Source organism: Streptomyces rectiviolaceus (genome assembly GCF_039533825.1).
GTDB classification, from domain to species: Bacteria; Actinomycetota; Actinomycetes; order Streptomycetales; family Streptomycetaceae; genus Streptomyces; species Streptomyces rectiviolaceus.
In genome coordinates this window covers 26,108-48,017 of record NZ_BAAAUG010000173.1, presented here as the reverse complement: position 1 = coordinate 48,017, position 21,910 = coordinate 26,108, and the positions used below count along the sequence as shown (strand labels likewise).

Sequence of the window (21,910 nt, the reverse complement as noted above, 5' to 3'; positions counted from 1 at the left end):
CCAGGGTGCGACGACGACCGCCGAAGCCGACGGCAAGATCGGTCTACCGCGCCCGGGGTGCGCGGACAAGTCACCGGCGCAATCATTCACGGCGTCTTCGACACTTCCCGCCGAGCGCACGCCTCCGGGCGGCGCTCGGGGCCTCACCTACGGGGCGGCGCCAGCTCGAACCACACGGTCTTGCCGGAGGCCGTACGGCTGGTCCCCCACTCCTTGGCGAGCACGCTGACGATCCGCAGTCCGCGCCCGAACTCGTCGCCGGGGCCCGCGCTCAGCAAGGTGGGCAGGGTGTGGTCGTCGTCCTCGACCTCGCAGATCAGCGTGGCCCCTGAGCGGACCAGGCGGAGTTCGACGTGAGGGCTGCGCGAGTACCGTACGGCGTTGGTGACGAGCTCGCTGACCAGGAGCTCGGCGGTCTCCGACAGGCCGGCGCGGGACCAGGCGCGCAGCTGGTCGCGGACCAGGTCGCGCGCCCTGCTCACCTCGCTCGGGTCGAGCGCGAGCCGCCAGCTCGCGACGTCCTCGTCCGCGACGCCGTTCAGACGCGCCATCAGGAGTGCCACGTCGTCCTTGCGTCCGCCGCGGGTGTTGAGCGCCCTGATGATGGTGTCGCAGGCGTCGTCCATGGAGGCCGCCGGGTGGGCCGCGGACTCGGTGAGCGTGGCGAGGCCGACGCCGATGTCCTCGCCGCGCACCTCGACGAGACCGTCGGTGCACATCAGGAGCCGGTCGCCGGGCGCCACGCGCACGGTGACCGCCTCGAAGGGCACGCCTCCGACACCGATGGGCGCCCCTGTCGGCAGTTCGAGGAGTTCGCTGCGGCCGTCGTCGGCGCGGACCAGGACGGGCGGGATGTGTCCCGCGTTGGCGAGGTGCAGCCGGCCCGCGAGGGGGTCGTAGACCGCGTACAGGCACGTCGCGAGATAGTGCTCGCCGAGCCGCTGCGCCAGGTCGTCGAGGTTGCGCAGGAGCTGTGCGGGCGGCAGGTCGAGGGCGGCCATGGTCTGCACGGCCGTGCGCAACTGGCCCATCATCGCGGCCGAGTTGAGGCCGTGCCCCATGACGTCGCCGACGACGAGCGCGGTACGCGAGCCGGGCAGTTTCACGGAGTCGAACCAGTCGCCGCCGACCCGGCCGAGGAGCGTGCCCGGCAGATAGCGCGTGGCGATGTCGCAGCCCGTCATGCGCGGCTCGATGTGCGGCAGCATGCTGTCCTGGAGGGTGTCGGCGACGCTCTCCTGGTAGGTGTACATGCGGGCGTTGTCGAGCACGAGGCCCGCGCGGGCGGCGAGTTCGGCGCCGGTGACGCGGTCCATGTCGTTGAAGACGGGCCGCTCCCGGTGGCGCAGCAGGATCATGAATCCGAGCACCACATTGCGGGCTTTCAGCGGTACGACGAGCATCGAGCGGTGGTTGATGAGCGGGCGGATGTCGCGCTTCTCGAACTGCGAGGCGATGGCGTTGCCCATCTCCTCGGTGATGCGCGGCACGAGGACCGGATCGCCGGAGGTCATGCACTGGAAGAACGGCGTGTGCGACGGGAACGGCATGGATTCGCCGACAGGCACGACGTCGTCCCAGCGGCCCGGCTCGTCCGTGTGCTCCACGGCCACCCGGTGCCACAGCGTGGTCTCGTCCGGCGGCCCCTCCGGGAAGCCCTCGCCCGCGACGACCTGTTCGCGCAGGTAGGTGCCCGCGACGTCCGTGAACCGTGGCACGACGGCGCGGCTCACCTCGATGATCGTCCGCGAGAGGTCCAGCGAGGAGCCGATGCGCCCGCTGACCTCGTTCAGGAACTCCAGGCGCTCGCGCACCGCCGCGTACTCGAGATCCTCGGCGTCGTCCGGTGTGCCGGGCTCCGGCGCGAGGCCCGCCGCGGCGGCGCGTTGGGTGCGCAGCCTGCGCGCCTTGCGCTCGGCGCGCCGCGGCACGCCCCAGTCAGGGGTGACGGGCACGCGGTCCTGCTTGCTGAACTCCAGGACGGGATAGCCGAGTTCGAGGATCTGCGCCACGATGCGCGAGCTCTCGCCCACGCTCATGCTGGGCAGGATCTCGGGCAGCCGGCGCGCCAGTTCGTCCGCTCCGGGGAAGTCCGTGTGCAGGGCGAACCCCGGCGCTATCCGCTCGACCTGACCCGGCTCACGGCCTTCGTCGTCGGCAAGACGGTCGGCGTCCGCCGCGAGCACGAGCAGCCGCTCGGGTCCGGGGCCGATGAGCGGGTACGCCCACCACAGGACGTCCACGCGGTCCTGTTCACCGCCGGGCACGGAGAGCCGGGCGCGGCCGGCGGCGGGGTACGAGATACGTCCGTCGAGGGAGGTCTCCAGGTCGGGGCCCAGGCCGTCGTACACACCGAAGTTCGCGTGTTCCTCGGGGATCGCGCCGGACACCGGAAGCAGGTCGCCCGCCGGGCTCCCGACGGCGTCCTCCCTGGAGTACCCGAACAGCTTCCGTGCGCCGGTGCTCCAGTGCGAGACGAGACCCCCGCCGTCGATGACGACCACGGCGAGCGGGATCCGGCCGGCCACGGCGTGCTGCGCCACCGGCCCGTCCGGGGTGCCGTATTCCATGGCCAACGCTCCTTCCGGCGCACCGCGAAGGCCTGCGCCGCCCCAACCACCGTACGACCGGCACCGCTTGCCGTGCGGTGCAATGCGGGAATTGGGCCGCGCGGGGGCGCCTCCGGCGGGTATTGGCCCTCTGCCCCCGCTGTTCAGGGCTGGTTCAGGGCTAGGCGGGGCTGGTTCAGGGCTAGGCAGGGCCAGTCAGCGCTAGTCTTCGTGGCCCAGCTGGAGATCCCGCTCCGTACGCCCGCCGCCCGCGACCTGGAGCACGGTGGCCACCGGCGGGTAGCCCGCGGCGATGACCGTGTACTCGCCGGACGACAGATCGATGAACCGGAAGGTGCCGTCCTCCCTGGTCGTCAGGGTGTCCACGACGTTGCCCGCCGCGTCGAGCAGGGTCACACGCGCGTCCTCGACGGGGCGCCCGCCTCCGGCCCGCACGGTCCCGCGCAGGACGGCGCCGCCCGCGAGCTCGACGTCCTGGCGGGTCTCGCGGGATGCCTGCACGGTGACGGGCAGGGCGGCCGGGCGGAAGGCGGGCGCACTGGCCGCGAGGGTGTACTCACCGGCCACCAACTCCGTGATCACATAGCCGCCTTCGCGTCCGCTGCGAGTACTGGCGACGACCTCTCCGCGTACGTCGGTGAGGGTCACCGCGGCGTCCCTGACCGGGGACCCGTCGGCGGTGACGACACTGCCTGCCAGGCGCCCGGCGCCGCCGAGCACCACGTCGAGCTCCACGGGGCGCTCGCCGACGGTGACGGTGACCGCCTGCGGCTGGTGGCCGCCCGCGGCCGCGATCAGGACGAACGATCCCGAGCCCGGCGTGGAGAGCGCGTACCGCCCGTCCTCGCCGCTGGCGCCGCGGCCGATCTGCCGGCCGCCGACATCGATGAGGGTCAGGGCGGCGCGGGGCACCACGGTGCCGTCAGGGTGCTGCACGGTGCCGCAGACGGGCACTCCGGCGGCGTGCGCGGCACGGGCGTGGGGAATGGGCGTGGGCTCGGCCGTGGTGGCGTCCTGGGACGCTGCGCTGGACAACAGGGGTGTCTCCTTGAGGAAGAAGGTGATCAGCATGCCGAGGGCGAGCACCGGCACCAGGTAGAGGAAGATGCGCGGCATCGCGTCGGCGTACGCCTGGATGTAGTCCTCGCGCAGCGGGGCGGGCATCGCGTGGACGAGCTGCGGGGTGATGGCCTCGGGGTCCGGAAGTCCGGCTCCCGCCGGGACGCGGTCGGCGAGCGAGTCCGCGAGCCGGTCGGCGAAGAGCGTGCCGAAGATCGCGGCGCCGACGCTGCCGCCGATCTGCCGGAAGTAGTTGTTGGCGCTGGTGGCCGTGCCGAGGTCGGCGGGGCGTACCGCGTTCTGCACGGCGAGGATGAGCACCGGCATGACGAGGCCGACGCCCGTGCCGAGCACGGCCATCCAGATGCTGTAGTGCAGCCGGGGCGTGTCGACCTCGAGCCGGGAGAGCAGCCACATGCCGATGACGGACAGGACACCGCCGACGACCGGATAGATCTTGTAGCGCCCGGTGTGGCTGATGAGCTGTCCGGAGAGGATCGAGGCGCCGACGATGCCGCCCATCATCGGCAGCATGAGCAGCCCGGACTCGGTGGCGCTCGCGCCGTCGACCATCTGCAGGAAGGTCGGCAGGTAACTGGCCGCTCCGAAGAGGGCGATGCCGACGACCACGCCCACGAGCCCGGTGACGTTGAAGACCGAGTCGCGGAACAGGCGCAGCGGGATGATCGGTTCTGCGGCGAAGTGTTCGACGACGACGAAGAGCACGATCGAGGCGACGGCCCCGGCCGCGAGACCCAGGATGACGCGCGAGCCCCACTCGTACTCGGTGCCGCCCCAACTGGTCAGGAGCACAAGGCAGGTGGAGGCCGAGGCGAGCAACAGCGCGCCGAGCACGTCGAGTCGGGCCTTCGCCGTGCGTTTGGGCAGTTTCAGCCCGAGGCTGACGACGAGGAGGGTGACGAGCCCGAAGGGCACGTTGAAGTAGAAGCACCAGCGCCAGTCGACGTGATCGGTGAAGAACCCTCCGAGCAGCGGCCCCGCGACCGACGCGAGGCCGAACGCGGCGCCGATCAGGCCCATGTAGCGGCCGCGCTCCCGGGGCGGCACGATATCCGCGATGATCGCCTGTACGCCGATCATGAGGCCGCCCGCGCCGATGCCCTGGATGGCGCGGAAGGCGATGAGCTGGTCCATCGTGCGCGACCAACCGGCAAGCGCGGAGCCGATGATGAAGACGAAGATCGCGAACTGGAAGACGCCCTTGCGCCCGAAGAGATCCCCGAGCTTGCCGTAGATGGGCAGCCCGATCGTGGACGTGAGCAGGTAGGCGGTGATCGCCCAGGACATCTTGTCCAGGCCGTGCAGCTCACCGACGATCTTCGGGAGCGCGGTGGCGACGATCATCTGCTCGAGCGCGGCGAGCAGCAGGGCGAGCATGAGGCCGACGAAGACCATCCGGACGCGTCCGGGGCTGAGCGCTTCCGGCGCCGATACGTACTCCTGGGGTGGCGGCGCCTCTCCGCTTCCCGGAGGCACCGCGGCCCCCGCAGCCCCCGCAGCCCCCTCGGTGTGCCCCTGTTCGGCGCCCTTCACCAGCGTCGTGCCGCCCACGTCCTGCTCCCCTCGTCGCGCCTGCGCCGCACATTTCTCGCATTACGCGACAACTGCGAGCAAGCGCGACGAGTCGCCCTGCGTGGGGTCCGGCACACGTATGCGCCGGTGGGAGCCGTACGTCGTACAACTGCCCCGAACAGAAAACCACTCGAAACGGTGAGCGTGACAACAACCCTGAGGGGCTACCGGAGTTGAGGACCGGTCAGGCGCCTGCCTGCCCTCGACCTACTTCTCGACCTCGCCGGCGAGCTTGCCGAGCACCTCGTCGTAGATCCGCCCGAGCCCCTTGGGAGCGAAGGTCTTCTCGAAGAAGCCGCCGATGCCGCCCGCGCCGTTCCACACGGTGGAGACGACCACGCGCGCCTTGCCCTCCCCCGCCGGGGTCACGGTCCAGGTGGTGACCATGGAGGAGTTGCGGTCCTTCTCGACCAGCTCACCGTCGGTCGGCTCGGTGACCTCCAGGAGGCAGTCCCTGATCCGCTTGCTGGTGGCCTGCAGCTTCCAGTGGACGAGCGTCCCCTCACCGTCGCCGCCCTCACGCACCTCGAACTCGCTGAAGTGCTCCGACAGGATCTTCGGACGCGTGCCTTCGTAATCGGCGAGCGCGTCGAAGACGTCCTCCGGCTGCGCCGCGATGATCCGCTCCGTGGTCGCCTCGACCTGCGCCATGGCACTTCCTCCAGCACTCGGTTGTCACTCGGGGGGTTCGCGGAAAGCCAACCACCCTGCGTACCGGCCTCCCAAATCGGGGTCACCTAGGCACGGGGTCGCTGTCGAGTCGCCGGCGAGTCGCTCCCGGGTCGCACGATCAAGGGAACATGTGTTCTATTCTGTGGTCAGTGCTACCGAGGAGGCGTCATGCGCTGGGAGAACCTCGCCGACGGGCCGTCACGGGGTGTCGCGGATGCCGCGCTGTTCGGCGCGGACGCGGTCACCACGAGGACCTTCGACACACCTGAGTTCCGTGGGATCACCTTTCACGAGATCCGGGCCAGAACGATCGTGAACCGGGTGCCGGGGGCGTCGCGCATGCCCTTCGAGTGGACGGTCAATCCGTACCGGGGCTGTTCACACGCGTGCGTCTACTGCTTTGCCCGCAAGACGCACAGCTACTTGGACCTGGACACCGGGCTCGGCTTCGACAGCCAGATCGTGGTCAAGGTCAACGCCCCCGATCTGCTGCGCCGCCGGCTCGCCTCGCCCAGCTGGCACGGCGAGCACATCGCCATGGGCACGAACGTCGACTGCTATCAGCGGGCCGAGGGGCGGTACGGACTCATGCCCGGGATCATCGCCGCCCTGCGCGATCACGCGAACCCCTTCTCCATCCTCACGAAGGGCACGCTGATCCTGCGCGACCTCGATCTGCTGCGGCAGGCCGCCGCCGTCACCGACGTCGGGATCTCCGTGTCCGTCGGCTTCGTCGACCAGGAGCTCTGGCGCACCGTCGAGCCGGGCACGCCCGCTCCGGAGCGACGGCTCGATGCCGTACGGACGCTGACCGAGCACGGCATCGGGTGCGGAGTGCTGATGGCGCCCGTGATCCCCTTCCTCGGGGACCGGCCCGAGCAGCTGCGGGCGACCGTGCGGGCCGTCGCCGCGTCGGGGGCCACCTCCGTGACACCGCTCGTGCTGCATCTGCGGCCCGGAGCGCGCGAGTGGTTCATGGCCTGGCTCGAGCGGCACCATCCGTATCTCGTGCGGCGCTACGAACGGCTGTACGCGGAAGGCGCCTACGCGCCCAAGTGGTACCAGCGCCGGATCACCCGGCAAGTGCACGAGCTGGCCGAGGAATTCGGCATCGGGCCCGCGCGTGCGGGCGCCACGCGCCGGATCCGCGTACCGGAGGAGCCCGCGCCCGAGCCAGAACCCCACGGCACGCAGCTCACGCTCCTCTGATCCGCACACTGCGCCTTTAAGGTCATTCACTCCGCGGCTGAGCAGCAACGCAGCCCTTCCGTGGCCGAGCAACGACCAAGCCCGTCGGGGGCGTTGTCGGACCCATGGGCCAGGATGGGCCCATGAGCCGACTGACCCGCATCGACGCCCCCGACGGCGTCTTCCCCGCCACCGCGTACACGCACGTCGTCATGGGCACCGGCCGCTTCGTCGCGATATCCGGGCAGCTCCCCCTGGACGAGGACGGAGAGCTGGTCGGTGAGGGCGATCCGGCCGCCCAGGCGCGGCAGGTCTTCGACAATCTGCGGCGCTGTCTGCTGGCCGCGGGCGGCGGCTTCGACGACGTCGTGAAGTTGACGTATTTCGTCACGGACATGGCGCACATGCCCGCGATCCGGGCCGCGCGGGACGCCCACATGGACCCGGCGCGGCTCCCGGCGTCCTCCGCCGTGCAGGTGGCCGGTCTTGTCTCTCCGCGGTTCCTGATGGAGATCGAGGCGTACGCCGTCCTTTAGCCCCGATGGCGCGATGGCCCCGATGGCCCCGACCGGCGAAGAATCTAGCCCGGCAGGCGGGCCAGGGCCGCGGACGCGGCGGCAGCGAGCCGCGGATAACCGCATGCCTGCGTCAGGACGGGCCTGGCCCGCGGATCGCCGAGCGCCCCCAGGCCCTCCACGCACGCCAGCGCGATCTTCCCGTACGGATCGTGGGGAGCGAGCCTGCGTCCCAGCGTGGTGATCAGGGCGGGCGCCGACTCGGGCGCGCGCAGTTCGGTGAGCAGACGCACCGGGTGCAGGGCGTAGGCGACGCGCAGCTCATTGGTGGCCAGGGCGGCTGCCGCCCGTGCCGTACGCGGATCACCCAGTCTGGCCAGGGCGTACGCGGCGGCCGCGCACCGCGATGGATCCCGGTGGTTGAGGAGCAGCACCAGGGACTCGAAGGCCCGGCTGTCCCCGGCGGTGCCGAGCCGGACCGCCGCCAGCTCCCGCGCCCACAGTGGCTGACCCGCCGCGGCGAGCACCTCCGCGAGTTCCTCCACGTCGCCGGTCGCGACCAGCCTCTCGTAGGCCTTCGAGACTCCCGCCTCGCGGCGTAAGCGTTCCGTCACCGTCCGCAACTCCACGTCCATGACGGGGAGCCTATCCGCGATGCAGATCACAAACCCTGGGGACTGGCGCGCTCGTTACTCGCCGGTTAATCTCATGTGAGCGGGGCACACTCCCCGTCAGTAGTTCCTTTCCTCGCGGCGGCCTGGTGACGCAGCCGTTGCGAGAGCTTGTCGGTTCGGTGCTTCGAGCACCTCAGCTCCACTCAGTACGACGTGGCTCCGGGACAGAGCCGGTCGACTCCTCACGGGCGTGCGCCCCTCGCCGCCCGATCACGACACGCAGCAGCTCATCTTCCGCACGCCGCGCCGCCGTTGCCGCGCACCGCGTGCGCCCCTCAGTCGTCACTCACTTCCTGGAGTCCACGCATGGACACTCCCTTGAACACTGTCGCCGTGATCGGTCTCGGCACCATGGGCACCGGCATCGCCGAGGTCCTGGCCCGCGCGGGACGCGAGGTCATCGGCATCGACATCAGCGAGGCCGCGGGCGCACAGGCCGTCGCCGCCATCGAGTCGTCGACCGCGCGTGCCGTGCGCCGTGAGCACCTCACCGAGGACGAGCGGCGTGACGCGCTCGCCCGCGTCCGCACCTTCACCGATCTGCAGGCGGCGGCCGACGCCGACCTGGTGATCGAGGTCGCCCCGGAGTCGTACGAGATCAAGCAGCAGATCATCCGTGAGCTCGACGGCGTCGTGCGCCCCGAGACGATCATCGCGACCGGCACGAACGCGCTGTCCGTGACCCGTCTCGCCGCCGAGTCGGCGCGCCCCGAGCGGGTGCTCGGCCTGCACTTCTTCAACCCGGCCCCGGCGATGAAGCTGGTCGAGGTGGTCTCCTCCGTGCTGACCGCCCCCGCGGCCGTCGCCTCCGTCACCGACCTCGCGTACGCACTCGGCAAGGAGCCCGTCGCGGTCGGCGACCGGCCCGGATTCGTCGCCGACGGCCTGCTCTTCGGCTACCTCAACCAGGCAGCGGCGATGTACGAGGCGAAGTACGCGTCCCGCGAGGACATCGACGCCGCCATGAGGCTGGGCTGCGGCCTGCCGATGGGCCCCCTCGCCCTGCTCGACCTGATCGGCGTCGACACGGCCCGCACGGTCCTGGACGCGATGTACTCCGAGTCGCACGACCGGCTGCACGCGCCCGCCCCGATCCTCAAGCAGCTCAGCGAGGCGGGCCTGACCGGCCGTAAGACGGGGCGCGGCTTCTACTCGTACGAGCAGCCGGGCAGTTCGGTCGTCGTGCGGGACGCGCTGACCCCGCCGGAGGACGGCCGGCAGGGCGGTGGGCGCACCATCCGGTCGGTCGGTGTCGCCGGGTCCGGGACTATGGCGTCCGGCATCGCCGAGGTCTTCGCCAAGGCCGGGTACGACGTGGTGCTCGCGGCGCGCAGCGAGGAGAAGGCCGAGAAGGCCAAGTCCCGTATCGGCAAGTCGCTTTCGCGCTCCGTCGACAAGGGACGGATGACGGCGGAGACCGCCGCCAAGACGCTGGACAGGATCACTCCGGCCGGTACGTACGACGCGTTCGCCGATGTCGATCTCGCCCTGGAGGCGGTCGCCGAGGACCTGGAGATCAAGCAGCAGCTGTTCGCGGCGTTCGACAAGGTCTGCAAGCCGGGCGCGATCCTGGCGACCACCACCTCGTCCCTGCCGGTCGTCGCCTGCGCCCGCGCCACCTCGCGTCCCGGCGACGTGATCGGCATGCACTTCTTCAACCCGGCACCGGCGATGAAGCTGGTCGAGGTGGTCCGCACGGTCCTCACGGAGGACGACGTGCACGCGACGGTCCGCCAGGTCTGCTCGACCATCAAGAAGCACCCGGTGGACTGCGGCGACCGCGCGGGCTTCATCGTGAACGCGCTCCTGTTCCCCTACCTCAACAACGCGATCAAGATGGTCCAGGAGCACTACGCGACGCTCGACGACATCGACGCCGCGATGAAGCTCGGCGGCGGCTACCCCATGGGCCCCTTCGAGCTCCTGGACGTCGTCGGCCTGGATGTCTCGCTCGCCATCGAGAAGGTCCTGCACCGCGAGTTCCGCGACCCGGGCCTCGCCCCCGCCCCCCTGCTCGAACACCTGGTGGCCGCGGGCTGCCTCGGCCGCAAGACCGGCCGCGGCTTCCGCGAATATGCCCGACGGTAAGCCGGAAGCGGACGGGAGCGCGCCTGACGGCGATGCGCGCACGGACTGGGGCGGGCTGCTCGAACCGTCGGGCGGCCCCGTCCCGCCGTCGCGCGGCCCCGTCCCGCGGGAGCACTCGGCTGCGCATATGCAGTACGTTCGGGTCATGCCCAAGGCCGCCAAGTCCTCACGTACGCCCGCTACGCCCGACGCTCCGGAGAGCGCGGCCGGCAGCCGCGCCGCCGCCCAACGGCTCAAGATGCGCCGGGAGCTCGCGGCGGCGGCGATGGAGCTCTTCGCGTCCAAGGGGTACGAGGCGACGACGGTCGACGAGATCGCCGCGCAGGCAGGGGTCGCACGCCGGACCTTCTTCCGGCACTTCCGCTCCAAGGAAGAGGCGATCTTCCCGGACCACGACGACACGTTGATCCGGGCGGAGGCGGTCCTGAACGCGGCGCCTCCGCACGAGCACCCGCTGGACACGGTGTGCCGGGGCATCAAGGAAGTCATGAAGATGTACGCGGCGTCGCCCGCCGTGTCCGTCGAGCGGTACCGCCTGACGCGCGAGGTACCCACGCTGCGCGAGCGGGAGATCGCCTCGGTGGCCCGCTACGAACGGCTCTTCACGCGCTACCTCCTGGGCCACTTCGACGAGCAGGCCCACCACGACGGCAACGACGACCCGCTGCTCGCGGAGGTCGCGGCGTCGGCGGTGGTGACCGCGCACAACCACGTGCTTCGCCGGTGGCTGCGTGCGGGCGGCCAGGGCGACGTGGAGACCCAGCTGGACCACGCCTTCGCCATCGTCCGCAGGACCTTCGGTTCGGGCATCGGGGCGGGGCGTGACACCACCACGGCTCCGGCGGCCTCGGTGAGCACCGGCGGCGATGTCCTGGTCACCGTGGCACGGACGGACGCACCGCTCGACGAGATCATGCGGACGATCGAGAAGGCGCTGCGGGAGTCATAGATCCCGTTCTCCACCTTTTTGTCCTGGGCTTTTCAGGGGGCGCTACCCACCGGTAGTGCCCCCTCTGCCGTGCCGCCCACCCCTCTGACCTGCACTGATCGATCATCTATCAAAAATTGATGGCACTCAGTGTCTTGCCGACTGGCACGCGGTGTCATACGTTGATGTTGTCCGGGCGGCCGGCGTGCAGAGAACTTCCGTACGCCGGCTGTCCCCACAAGCCAAGGCTTGTGCGCCCGGACGCCTGCGTCACAGGCAACCTCCCGCGCCACACCAAGCGCTGCCGAGCTACACCCTTCGCCGAACCGACGGCACACCTCCACCACCTGCACCAGCAGCACCCGACGTAACCCTCAAGAGCGTGCTCCCCTCAGAGGGGGACACGAACTTCGCCGGAGGCATCACCGTGAAGGAAATCCTGGACGCGATCCAGTCGCCGGACACGACGTCCGCCGACTTCGCCGCTCTCCCCCTGCCCGACTCGTACCGCGCGATCACCGTGCACAAGGACGAGGCGGAGATGTTCGCCGGGCTCGAGACCCGCGACAAGGACCCCCGCAAGTCGCTGCACCTGGACGACGTGCCGGTGCCCGAACTCGGCCCGGGCGAGGCCCTGGTGGCCGTGATGGCCTCCTCGGTCAACTACAACTCCGTGTGGACCTCGATCTTCGAGCCGGTGTCCACCTTCAGCTTCCTGGAGCGCTACGGCCGCCTGAGCGAGCTCACCAAGCGCCACGACCTGCCGTACCACGTCATCGGCTCCGACCTCGCGGGCGTCGTCCTGCGCACCGGACCCGGCGTGAACTCCTGGAACCCGGGCGACGAGGTCGTCGCGCACTGTCTGAGCGTCGAGCTGGAGTCCTCGGACGGCCACAACGACACGATGCTCGACCCCGAGCAGCGCATCTGGGGCTTCGAGACCAACTTCGGCGGCCTCGCCGAGATCGCCCTGGTCAAGTCCAACCAGCTCATGCCCAAGCCGGACCACCTGAGCTGGGAAGAGGCGGCGGCTCCCGGCCTGGTGAACTCCACCGCGTACCGCCAGCTCGTCTCGCGCAACGGCGCCGGCATGAAGCAGGGCGACAACGTCCTGATCTGGGGCGCCAGCGGCGGCCTCGGCTCCTACGCCACCCAGTTCGCCCTGGCCGGCGGCGCCAACCCCATCTGTGTCGTCTCCAGCGAGCAGAAGGCGGACATCTGCCGCGCGATGGGCGCCGAGGCGATCATCGACCGCAGCGCCGAGGGCTACAAGTTCTGGAAGGACGAGCACACCCAGGACCCCAAGGAGTGGAAGCGCTTCGGCAAGCGCATCCGTGAGCTGACCGGCGGCGAGGACGTGGACATCGTCTTCGAACACCCCGGCCGCGAGACCTTCGGCGCCTCGGTCTACGTCACACGCAAGGGCGGCACGATCGTCACCTGCGCCTCGACCTCGGGCTACACCCACGAGTACGACAACCGCTACCTGTGGATGTCCCTCAAGAAGATCGTGGGCTCGCACTTCGCCAACTACCGCGAGTCCTGGGAGGCCAACCGCCTCATCGCCAAGGGCAAGATCCACCCCACCCTCTCCCGCGTCTACTCCCTGGAGGAGACCGGCCAGGCCGCCTACGACGTGCACCGCAACCTCCACCAGGGCAAGGTCGGCGTCCTCGCCCTCGCCCCCCAGGAGGGTCTGGGCGTGCGCGACCCGGAGATGCGGGCCAAGCACATCGACGCGATCAACCGCTTCCGGAACGTCTGAGGGCTGAGGGTTCGCACATGACAGAGCGTCAGAAGGACCGGCCGTGGCTCATGCGGACCTATGCCGGTCACTCCACGGCCGAGGCGTCCAACGAGCTGTACCGGCGCAACCTCGCCAAGGGTCAGACGGGCCTCTCGGTCGCGTTCGACCTGCCCACGCAGACCGGCTACGACCCGGACCACATCCTCGCCCGAGGTGAGGTCGGCCGGGTCGGGGTTCCCGTCTCGCACGTCGGCGACATGCGGCGCCTGTTCCAGGACATCCCCCTGGACCAGATGAACACCTCGATGACGATCAACGCCACGGCCATGTGGCTCCTGGCGCTCTATCAGGTGGTGGCGGAGGAGCAGGGCGTGGACATCACGCAGCTCCAGGGGACGACGCAGAACGACATCGTCAAGGAGTACCTCTCGCGCGGGACGCACGTCTTCCCGCCGGTGCCCTCCCTCCGCCTCACCACCGACATGATCACGTACACGGTGGCGCACATCCCCAAGTGGAACCCGATCAACATCTGCAGCTACCACCTGCAGGAGGCCGGGGCCACTCCGGTGCAGGAGATCGCGTACGCGATGTCCACCGCCGTCGCCGTCCTGGACGCCGTGCGCGACTCCGGGCAGGTGCCGGAAGAGAAGTTCGGTGACGTCGTCGCCCGCATCTCCTTCTTCGTGAACGCGGGCGTCCGCTTCGTCGAGGAGATGTGCAAGATGCGGGCGTTCGGCCGCATCTGGGACCGGATAACGCGCGAGCGGTACGGCATCACCGACCCCAAGCAGCGCCGGTTCCGCTACGGCGTGCAGGTCAACTCGCTCGGCCTGACCGAGGCGCAGCCGGAGAACAACGTCCAGCGCATCGTCCTGGAGATGCTGGCCGTCACGCTCTCCAAGGACGCACGCGCGCGTGCCGTGCAGCTTCCCGCCTGGAACGAGGCGCTCGGCCTGCCCCGGCCGTGGGACCAGCAGTGGTCGCTGCGCATCCAGCAGGTGCTCGCCCTGGAGAGCGATCTCCTGGAGTACGAGGACATCTTCGAGGGCTCGCACGTCATCGAGGCCAAGGTGGAGTCCCTCGTCGAGGAGTCGCTCGCCGAGATGGACCGCATCGAGCAGATGGGCGGCGCGATGGCCGCCGTCGAGTCCGGTTACCTGAAGTCGCAGCTGGTCTCCTCGCACGCCGAGCGAAGGGCGCGCATCGAGTCGGGCGAGGAGAAGATAGTCGGCGTCAACGCCTACGAGTCGACCGAGCCGAACCCGCTCACCGCGGACCTGGACACCGCGATCATGACGGTCGACCCGGCGGTCGAGAACCGCGTCGTGAACGCCCTGAAGCACTGGCGCGACACCCGCTACCAGCCGCCGTTCAACCACCCGCGCCCCTGCAAGGCCCTGGAGAAGCTCAAGGAGGTCGCCGCAGGCACCGGCAACCTCATGGAGGCCACTCTGGAGTGCGCACGCGCCGGTGTGACGACCGGGGAGTGGTCAGGCGCCCTGCGGGAGGTCTTCGGCGAGTTCCGGGCGCCCACGGGCGTCTCCAGCGCTCCGGTGACCGTCACCGCGGAGGCGGGCACGCCGCTCGCCCTCGTCCGCGACAAGGTCGCCAAGACCGCCGCCGACCTCGGCACCGGCAAGCTCCGCTTCCTGGTCGGCAAGCCGGGCCTCGACGGGCACTCCAACGGGGCCGAGCAGATCGCGGTGCGTGCGCGTGACGCCGGCTTCGAGGTGGTCTACCAGGGCATCAGGCTCACGCCCGAGGAGATCGTCGCCGCCGCGCTCGCCGAGGACGTACATGCCGTGGGCCTTTCGATCCTCTCCGGCTCGCACGCGCAGCTCGTGCCGGACGTGCTCGTGCGCCTGCGCGATGCGGGCGCGCCCGACATCCCCGTCATCGCGGGCGGCATCATCCCCAACAGCGACGCCGAGGACCTGAAGGCGGCCGGTGTGGCCGCCGTCTTCACCCCCAAGGACTTCGGCATCACCGAGATCATCGGCCGTATCGTCGACGAGATCCGGAAAGCGAACAAGCTCGACCCTCTGGAGGTCCCCGCATGACCGCGCCCATCAACCGTCTCCGCCCCCGCCGTTCATGTCTGGCGGTCCCCGGTTCGAACCCGCGCTTCCTGGAGAAGGCCCAGGGCCTCCCCGCCGACCAGGTCTTCCTCGACCTGGAGGACGCCTGCGCGCCGCTCGCCAAGCCGGAGGCCCGGCACACCATCGTCAAGTTCCTCAACGAGGGCGACTGGACGGGCAAGACGCGGGTCGTGCGCGTCAACGACTGGACGACCGAGTGGACGTACCGCGACGTCGTCACGGTCGTCGAGGGCGCGGGCCAGAACCTCGACTGCATCATGCTGCCGAAGGTGCAGACGGCGGACCAGGTCGTCGCGCTCGACTTCCTGCTCACGCAGATCGAGAAGACGATGGGCTTCGAGGTCGGCAAGATCGGCATCGAGGCGCAGATCGAGAACGCGCAGGGCCTCAACAACGTCAACGCGATCGCGCAGGCATCGCCGCGCGTCGAGACGATCATCTTCGGCCCGGCCGACTTCATGGCGTCGATCAACATGAAGTCCCTGGTCGTCGGCGAGCAGCCGCCCGGCTACCCGGCGGACGCCTACCACTTCATCCTGATGAAGATCCTGATGGCCGCCCGCGCCAACAACCTCCAGGCGATCGACGGTCCTTACCTCCAGATCAAGAACGTCGACGGCTACCGCGAGGTCGCGAACCGCGCCGCCGCGCTCGGCTTCGACGGCAAGTGGGTCCTGCACCCCGGCCAGGTCGACGCCGCCAACGAGGTCTTCTCGCCCTCCCAGGAGGACTACGACCACGCCGAGCTGATCCTGGACGCCTACGACTACTGCACCTCCGAGGCAGGCGGCAAGAAGGGCTCGGCGATGCTCGGCGACGAGATGATCGACGAGGCCAGCCGCAAGATGGCCCTCGTCATCTCCGGCAAGGGGCGCGCCGCGGGCATGACGCGCACCTCCAAGTTCGAGATCCCGGAGGCCTGACATGCAGTTCGGCCGCACCTACGAAGAGTTCACCGTCGGGGACGTCTACAAGCACTGGCCCGGAAAGACGGTCACGGAGTACGACGACCACCTCTTCTGCCTCCTGACGATGAACCACCACCCCCTCCACATGGACAGCAACTATGCGGAGAAGACGACGGACTTCGGGAAGAACGTCGTCGTGGGCAACTACATCTACTCGCTGCTTCTGGGCATGTCCGTGCCGGACGTCTCGGGCAAGGCGATCGCCAACCTGGAGGTCGAGTCGCTCAAGCACGTGGCGCCGACCTTCCACGGCGACACGATCTACGGCGAGACCACGGTCCTGGACAAGACCCCGTCGAAGTCCAAGTCGGACCGCGGGATCGTCTACGTGGAGACCAAGGGCTACAAGCAGGACGGCACGGTGGTCTGCGTGTTCCGCCGCAAGGTGATGGTCCCCACCGAGACGTACATCAAGGAGCGCGGCGGCGAGCAGCCCGGCCGCCCGGAGCCGCGGGACACCGCGAAGAAGACGCAGGAGAAGTAGCCATGAGCCGACTCGCGCAGACCGCAGGTCTCACCGACATCCAGCGGGAGATCCTGTCCACCGTCCGGGACTTCGTCGACAAGGAGATCATTCCGGTCGCCACGGAGCTCGAGCACCGTGACGAGTACCCGCAGCAGATCGTGGACGGTCTCAAGGAGTTGGGCCTCTTCGGGCTCATGATCCCGGAGGAGTACGGCGGTCTGGGCGAGTCGCTGCTCACGTACGCACTGTGCGTCGAGGAGATAGCGCGTGGCTGGATGTCGGTCTCCGGCATCATCAACACCCACTTCATCGTCGCCTACATGCTCAAGCAGCACGGGACGCAGGAGCAGAAGGACACCTTCCTGCCGCGCATGGCGGCCGGCGAGGTGCGCGGGGCGTTCTCCATGTCGGAGCCCGCGCTCGGCTCCGACGTGTCGGCGATCACGTCCAAGGGCGTCAAGGACGGCGACGAGTACGTCCTCAACGGTCAGAAGATGTGGCTGACCAACGGCGGTACGTCCACGCTGGTGGCCGTTCTGTGCCGAAGTGACGAAGGACACCCCGAGGGCACGGCGCCCCACAAGTCGATGACGACCTTCCTCGTCGAGAAGGAGCCCGGCTTCGGAGAGGTCCGCCCCGGCCTCACCATCCCCGGCAAGATCGACAAGATGGGTTACAAGGGCGTCGACACGACTGAACTCATCATGGACGGACTGCGAATTCCGGCCAATCGCGTGCTCGGCGGGACCACCGGCCGCGGTTTTTACCAAATGATGGACGGCGTCGAAGTCGGGCGCGTGAATGTCGCCGCCCGTGGCTGCGGGGTCGCTCAGCGTGCATTTGAGCTCGGTGTCTCGTATGCCCAGCAGCGTCACACTTTCGGCAAGGCCATCGCTCAGCACCAGGCCATCCAGTTCAAGCTGGCCGAGATGGCTACCAAGGTCGAGGCCGCTCATGCGATGATGGTGAATGCAGCACGCAAAAAGGACTCCGGGGAGCGAAACGACCTCGAAGCAGGGATGGCGAAGTACCTCGCATCCGAATACTGCAAAGAAGTCGTAGAGGACGCGTTCCGGATTCATGGCGGTTACGGCTTCTCGAAGGAGTACGAGATCGAGCGCCTGTACCGTGAGGCCCCGATGCTGCTGATCGGCGAAGGTACCGCCGAGATCCAGAAAATGATCATTGGGCGCCGACTGCTCGAAGAGTATCGACTCCAGGGCTAGATGCCCGCTTTGGGGTGTTTTCATCGAGAAGAAGGTCACACCCTGTCAACACTCTTCGGCCGTCGACTCCGCTTCCTGGCTTGCCCAGTTGTGGCTCGCAACCGATACCATCCGGAAAAAGCCGCCGTCCCCCGTTAACCGCGCGGCATCATCCGCTACGAAGGTCATCCATGCCCCACAGCCAAACCTCTGCACCACGCGACAGCCTCGCTGGCGTACGCCTTGCGCGCGGAGCATCGCCGTGGCTCCTGCCGACCGTCGCCACCGCGGCGCTCAGCCTCGTGCGTGCGCGTCGTTCCAAGGGCGCCGCGGCCATCGCCGTGCCTGCCACCGCCCTGGCGGCGGGCATGCTGTGGTTCTTCCGCGACCCCGAGCGCGACATCGCCCAGGGCCGGGTCATCTCCCCGGCCGACGGCGTGGTGCAGAGCATCATGCCGTGGAAGGACGGGCGTACCCGCGTCGCGATCTTCATGAGCCCGTTGAACGTCCACGTCAACCGCGCGCCCCTGGCGGGCACGGTGACGTCCGTGGAGCACATCCCCGGCGGGTTCGTCCCGGCGTTCAACAAGGAGAGCGAGAACAACGAACGCGTTGTCTGGCACTTCGACACCGAGCTCGGTGACATCGAGATGATCCAGATCGCGGGCGCGGTCGCGCGGCGCATCGTTCCTTACGTGCCGCAGGGCACGAAGGTGGAGCAAGGCGAACGGATCGGCCTGATCCGCTTCGGCTCCCGTGTCGACATCTACCTCCCCGAGGGTGTCGACGTGGACGTCGAGGTCGGTCAGAAGACCGTGGCTGGGGTGACTCGCATTGACCGTGGTTGATCCTGAGACACAAGCGGGCTGGGTTCCCGAGGCGGCCGAGGACGAGGCGGACGAGGAGATGCCTCTCTCACTCCGCCTCTCAATAGCGGACACCCTCACGCTCGGTAACGCCACGTGCGGGTTCATGGCGGTGTACTTCACCACCACCGGCATCCTCATCCCGCACCTGCAGGGCAGCAATGAGAGCGGCATGGCGCGGCACTCCGCCGCGACCGCCGTGATCCTGATGCTCTGCGCGGCCGTCTTCGACCTCTTCGACGGGCTCGTGGCGCGCAAGCTGCGGTCCTCTCCGATGGGCGCGGAGCTCGACAACCTGTCGGACCTGATCAGCTTCGGTCTGGCCCCCGCGTACTTCGTGCTCGTCTACGGCATGGTCGCCGACGACGCGCACCAGAGAGTCGCCGCGGTCGGGGCGATCGTCGTGCTGCTGGCGGTGGTGCTGCGGCTTGCGCGGTTCAGTTGCGTGACCGTGAAGGACGGCACCTTCCAGGGCATGCCATCGCCCTTCGGCGCCCTCACGGTCGTCTCGATCGTGCTCCTGGAGCTGCCCTTCTGGGCGACGCTCATGGCGATCATCGGTACGGCGTGGCTCATGGTGAGCCGGGTCGAGTACCCCAAGCCGCGGGGTCCGCTCGCGGTGGCGATGCTCGCGTGGATCGTCGCGGCCATGGGGCTGCTCGCGGCCTGGGCGTTCGACGCTCCGGGCGGCCTGCTGCTCCTGCAGACCGGCTGCGCGCTCCAGGTGGTCCTCGGCGCGGTGATCCCGCTGTTCGCCACGGCCCGCCGGGTGAACAACTTCCGGGACAACCGGCGTGAGGCACGGGCGGCTCAGCTGCCGTAGCGGCGCTTGAACTCCGAAGGGGGGCCTGAACCGAATGGTTCAGGCCCCCCTTCGCGTGCCCCGTCGCCCTTCGGGCTCGTCCTCAAACGCCGGACGGGCTGAAAACCTCAGCCTCCCGTCGTGTAACTCTGTGCCGCCTCTGCCGCCTCCGGCTCCCTGGCGACCTTCATGCCGCCCGTCACGCTCTTGTCGGGGCGCAGGATCACGCTCTCCTTCGATGAGGGCGCCTTGGGGTCGCTGAAGTCCTGGGTGACGCCGAAGCCCGTGTCGTAGGAGTTGATCGTCAGGAGGGCCTTGTCGAGGCCCTCGCGGGTGAGGTCCTTGCTCTTGCAGGCCTTCTTCAGGGCCTCGCCGAAGACGGACGCCGCGGTCCAGCCGGCCTGCACGCCGTTGTCCAGGGCGTCCTTGGGGTACGCCGCCTTGTAGTCGGCGACCAGCTTCTTCGCCACGGGGGTGTCCGCGCCGATCGGGAGGGTCGGTGAGGCCACGTAGTAGTTCTTCGCGAGGGCCGGGCCCGCCTGCGTGCCCAGGAGCTGGGGCGCGAACGCGGAGTTGTTGCCGATGATCGGGACGTCGAACTTGCCCGCCGCCGCGACACCCACCAGCGAGGCCGCCTGCCGCGGGCCCGCGCTGATCACCACGCCCTTCACCCCGGCCTTCTTCAGGGCCGCGACCTGCGCCGTCATGTCGTTGTCGGTCGCCTTGATCTTCTGCTCGACGACGGTGAGGCCCGACTTCTTCGCCATGTACTTCGAGCCCTTCAGCGCGTTCTCGCCGTAGTCGCCCTCGAAGTAGACATGGCCGAGATTGTCGCCCTTCTTGAGGCCCTTCTCCTTCATCAGGTAGTCGATCGCGTTGATCGTCTCCAGGTCGTACGTCGAGCCGACGACCCGGACGTACGGGCTGCCGAGGAGATTCGCCGACCAGGCCTGCGGCAGCACGAGCCCCTTGTTGGAGTCGACCCGCTGCTTGACGGCTGCGACGAACGGGGAGCCGATGAACTGGGCGAAGCCGAGGACGTCCGGCTCCAGCTCGGTGTACCCGGCGACCGCCTTCTGGGGGTCGTAGCCGTGGTCGCGGACGGTCAGCTTCAGCTTGCGGCCGCAGATGCCGCCGTCGGCGTTGGTCTGCTTGACGTAGAGCTGCTGGGCCTGGGTGACGCTCTTGCCGAGCGTCGCGTAGACCCCGGTCATGTCGGTGAGCACGCCGAGCGTGATCGTGTCGGCGGAGACGCCGACACCGGTCTTGACCCCGCCCTTGCCCTCCTTGTCGCCCTTGTCGTCCTCTGCCTTGGAGCTGCAACCCGCCACCGCGAGAAGCGCGGCGAGCGCCGTCGCCGTCGCGGTGGCCCTCTTCAATGTGCGTGAACTCATCGTTCCTCCCCTGATTCCCCTGAAGTTGGGCCGGACGTCGGCCTGGAGCGCCGGGCGGCGATGCTGGCAAGGCCGCCGGGCAGGAACAGCACCACCGCCACGACGGCGGCGCCGTACAGATACCGGGACGCCTCGCCCGGTGTGATCCCGCCGGTACCGGGGGCCGAGACCAGGGGCAGCGCGTCGCTGTACCGGGTCAGGAGCTGCGGCAGCAAGGACACGACGGCGGCCCCGGCCACCGCGCCCGCCACCGAGCCGAGGCCGCCGATGACGATCATGGCGAGGTATTCGAGGGACAGCGTCATGCCGAAGTAGTCAGGCACGGTGCGCTGGAAGACGAGGGCGAGCAGGACGCCTGCGAGGCCCGCGTACATCGACGACAGGACGAAGACGCCCGCGCGGTAGCGGGCGACGGGCACCCCGATGACGCCGGCTGCGATGCGGTGGTCACGGATGGCGTTCATGGCGCGGCCAGGGCGCCCGCGCAGCACACCGCGGGCGAAGAGCCCGCAGCCGAGGAGGAGGACGAGGCCCGCGTACCAGAGCTTCTCCGACGCCCCGAACGGCACGGCGGCGACGACGAGCTCACTGTCGTCGAAGGTGATGCCGAAGACGCTCAGGGGTGGCACGTCGCGTCCGTTGGAGCCGCCGGTCAGGTCATGGGCGTTGAAGAGCACGTGCTGCCCGATGAAGATGAGGGCGAGGGTCGCGATGCCGAGGTACGCGCCGCGCAGGCGTCCCGCGATGGGGCTGAAGAGCCCGCCCGCGATGCCCGCGACGCCGACGGCCAGGGCGGCGGCGATCCAGGTGGGCAGGCCGAGGCCGGTCAGACCGTCGTCGCCCCCCTCCCCCGCGAAGACGCAGTATCCGTACGCGCCGATCGCGAGGAAGAAGGCGTGCCCCATCGAGAGCTGACCGGTCGCGCCGGTGAGGAGGTTGATGCCGATCGCGCCGATGGCCGCCGCCATGGCGAAGAGGCCCGCCTGGAGCCAGAACCGGTCGAGGTAGAAGGGCAGGGCGAGCAGGAGCACGGCCCCCGCGATCCAGACGTACGTCCGGGGGCGCGTCATCCG

Annotated in this window: 17 protein-coding genes; 11 read left to right on the top strand and 6 right to left on the bottom strand. The window is 69.3% G+C overall.

Features of this window, described 5'->3' with window-relative positions; genetic code table 11:
* Positions 1-143 precede the first annotated feature (143 nt).
* The 3 genes from ABD378_RS37605 to ABD378_RS37595 all read right to left on the bottom strand — a co-directional run bounded on the left by ABD378_RS37605 (position 144) and on the right by ABD378_RS37595 (position 5,873).
* On the bottom strand, positions 144-2,570 hold the full coding sequence (locus ABD378_RS37605) for an ATP-binding SpoIIE family protein phosphatase (protein WP_344528724.1): 2,427 nt from the start codon (positions 2,568-2,570) through the stop codon (positions 144-146).
* Between the two features lie 201 nt (positions 2,571-2,771).
* The gene (locus ABD378_RS37600) at positions 2,772-5,201 is read right to left on the bottom strand and encodes an MFS transporter (RefSeq protein WP_386543317.1); all 2,430 of its coding nucleotides are present in this window, start codon (positions 5,199-5,201) and stop codon (positions 2,772-2,774) included.
* 228 nt (positions 5,202-5,429) lie between these two features.
* The gene (locus tag ABD378_RS37595) at positions 5,430-5,873 is read right to left on the bottom strand and encodes an SRPBCC family protein (protein WP_344528722.1); all 444 of its coding nucleotides are present in this window, start codon (positions 5,871-5,873) and stop codon (positions 5,430-5,432) included.
* A 189-nt stretch (positions 5,874-6,062) separates the two neighbouring features.
* Here ABD378_RS37595 and ABD378_RS37590 point away from each other — a divergent pair, with 189 nt between their 5' ends.
* Positions 6,063-7,103, top strand: coding sequence for an Rv2578c family radical SAM protein (locus tag ABD378_RS37590; RefSeq protein ID WP_344528720.1), 1,041 nt, complete (start codon positions 6,063-6,065; stop codon positions 7,101-7,103).
* A 122-nt stretch (positions 7,104-7,225) separates the two neighbouring features.
* Entirely contained in the window at positions 7,226-7,618 is a 393-nt protein-coding gene (locus ABD378_RS37585; protein WP_344528718.1) for a RidA family protein, read from the top strand.
* A 44-nt stretch (positions 7,619-7,662) separates the two neighbouring features.
* Here ABD378_RS37585 and ABD378_RS37580 read toward each other — a convergent pair whose 3' ends face one another.
* Positions 7,663-8,232: an adenylosuccinate lyase gene (locus ABD378_RS37580; RefSeq protein WP_344528716.1), complete on the bottom strand. Its 570-nt coding sequence runs from the start codon at positions 8,230-8,232 to the stop codon at positions 7,663-7,665.
* Positions 8,233-8,577: 345 nt separating this feature from the next.
* On the opposite strand from ABD378_RS37580, the gene ABD378_RS37575 reads away from it, so the two are divergent.
* The 9 genes from ABD378_RS37575 to pssA all read left to right on the top strand — a co-directional run bounded on the left by ABD378_RS37575 (position 8,578) and on the right by pssA (position 19,464).
* Positions 8,578-10,359 (top strand): 3-hydroxyacyl-CoA dehydrogenase family protein, encoded by a 1,782-nt coding sequence (locus ABD378_RS37575; RefSeq protein ID WP_344528714.1) that lies wholly within the window; start codon positions 8,578-8,580, stop codon positions 10,357-10,359.
* A gap of 145 nt (positions 10,360-10,504) precedes the next feature.
* A complete protein-coding gene (locus tag ABD378_RS37570; protein WP_237330317.1) occupies positions 10,505-11,308 on the top strand; it encodes a TetR family transcriptional regulator in 804 nt (267 codons plus the stop codon).
* Between the two features lie 400 nt (positions 11,309-11,708).
* Positions 11,709-13,052, top strand: coding sequence for a crotonyl-CoA carboxylase/reductase (ccrA, locus tag ABD378_RS37565; protein WP_344528790.1), 1,344 nt, complete (start codon positions 11,709-11,711; stop codon positions 13,050-13,052).
* Between the two features lie 17 nt (positions 13,053-13,069).
* Positions 13,070-15,097: a protein meaA gene (locus ABD378_RS37560; RefSeq protein ID WP_344528710.1), complete on the top strand. Its 2,028-nt coding sequence runs from the start codon at positions 13,070-13,072 to the stop codon at positions 15,095-15,097.
* Positions 15,094-16,059, top strand: coding sequence for an HpcH/HpaI aldolase/citrate lyase family protein (locus ABD378_RS37555; RefSeq protein ID WP_344528708.1), 966 nt, complete (start codon positions 15,094-15,096; stop codon positions 16,057-16,059). Before ABD378_RS37560 ends, ABD378_RS37555 begins: the two co-directional genes overlap by 4 nt.
* Position 16,060: 1 nt before the next feature.
* Positions 16,061-16,588 carry a MaoC family dehydratase gene (locus ABD378_RS37550; protein ID WP_344528706.1) on the top strand — a complete coding sequence of 176 codons (528 nt, stop codon included), beginning with the start codon at positions 16,061-16,063 and terminating at the stop codon, positions 16,586-16,588.
* A gap of 2 nt (positions 16,589-16,590) precedes the next feature.
* Positions 16,591-17,796, top strand: coding sequence for an acyl-CoA dehydrogenase family protein (locus ABD378_RS37545; RefSeq protein ID WP_344528704.1), 1,206 nt, complete (start codon positions 16,591-16,593; stop codon positions 17,794-17,796).
* A 170-nt stretch (positions 17,797-17,966) separates the two neighbouring features.
* On the top strand, positions 17,967-18,623 hold the full coding sequence (locus ABD378_RS37540; RefSeq protein ID WP_344528702.1) for a phosphatidylserine decarboxylase: 657 nt from the start codon (positions 17,967-17,969) through the stop codon (positions 18,621-18,623).
* Positions 18,610-19,464: a CDP-diacylglycerol--serine O-phosphatidyltransferase gene (gene pssA / locus ABD378_RS37535; protein WP_344528700.1), complete on the top strand. Its 855-nt coding sequence runs from the start codon at positions 18,610-18,612 to the stop codon at positions 19,462-19,464. The genes ABD378_RS37540 and pssA overlap by 14 nt, the downstream gene beginning before the upstream one ends.
* A 107-nt stretch (positions 19,465-19,571) precedes the next feature.
* On the opposite strand, the gene ABD378_RS37530 is transcribed toward pssA, so the two are convergent.
* Both ABD378_RS37530 and ABD378_RS37525 read right to left on the bottom strand, forming a co-directional pair.
* Positions 19,572-20,837, bottom strand: a complete 1,266-nt coding sequence (locus ABD378_RS37530) for an ABC transporter substrate-binding protein (protein ID WP_344528698.1) — start codon at positions 20,835-20,837, stop codon at positions 19,572-19,574.
* Entirely contained in the window at positions 20,834-21,907 is a 1,074-nt protein-coding gene (locus ABD378_RS37525) for a branched-chain amino acid ABC transporter permease (protein ID WP_344528788.1), read from the bottom strand. Before ABD378_RS37525 ends, ABD378_RS37530 begins: the two co-directional genes overlap by 4 nt.
* Between the last annotated feature and the right edge of the window lie 3 nt (positions 21,908-21,910).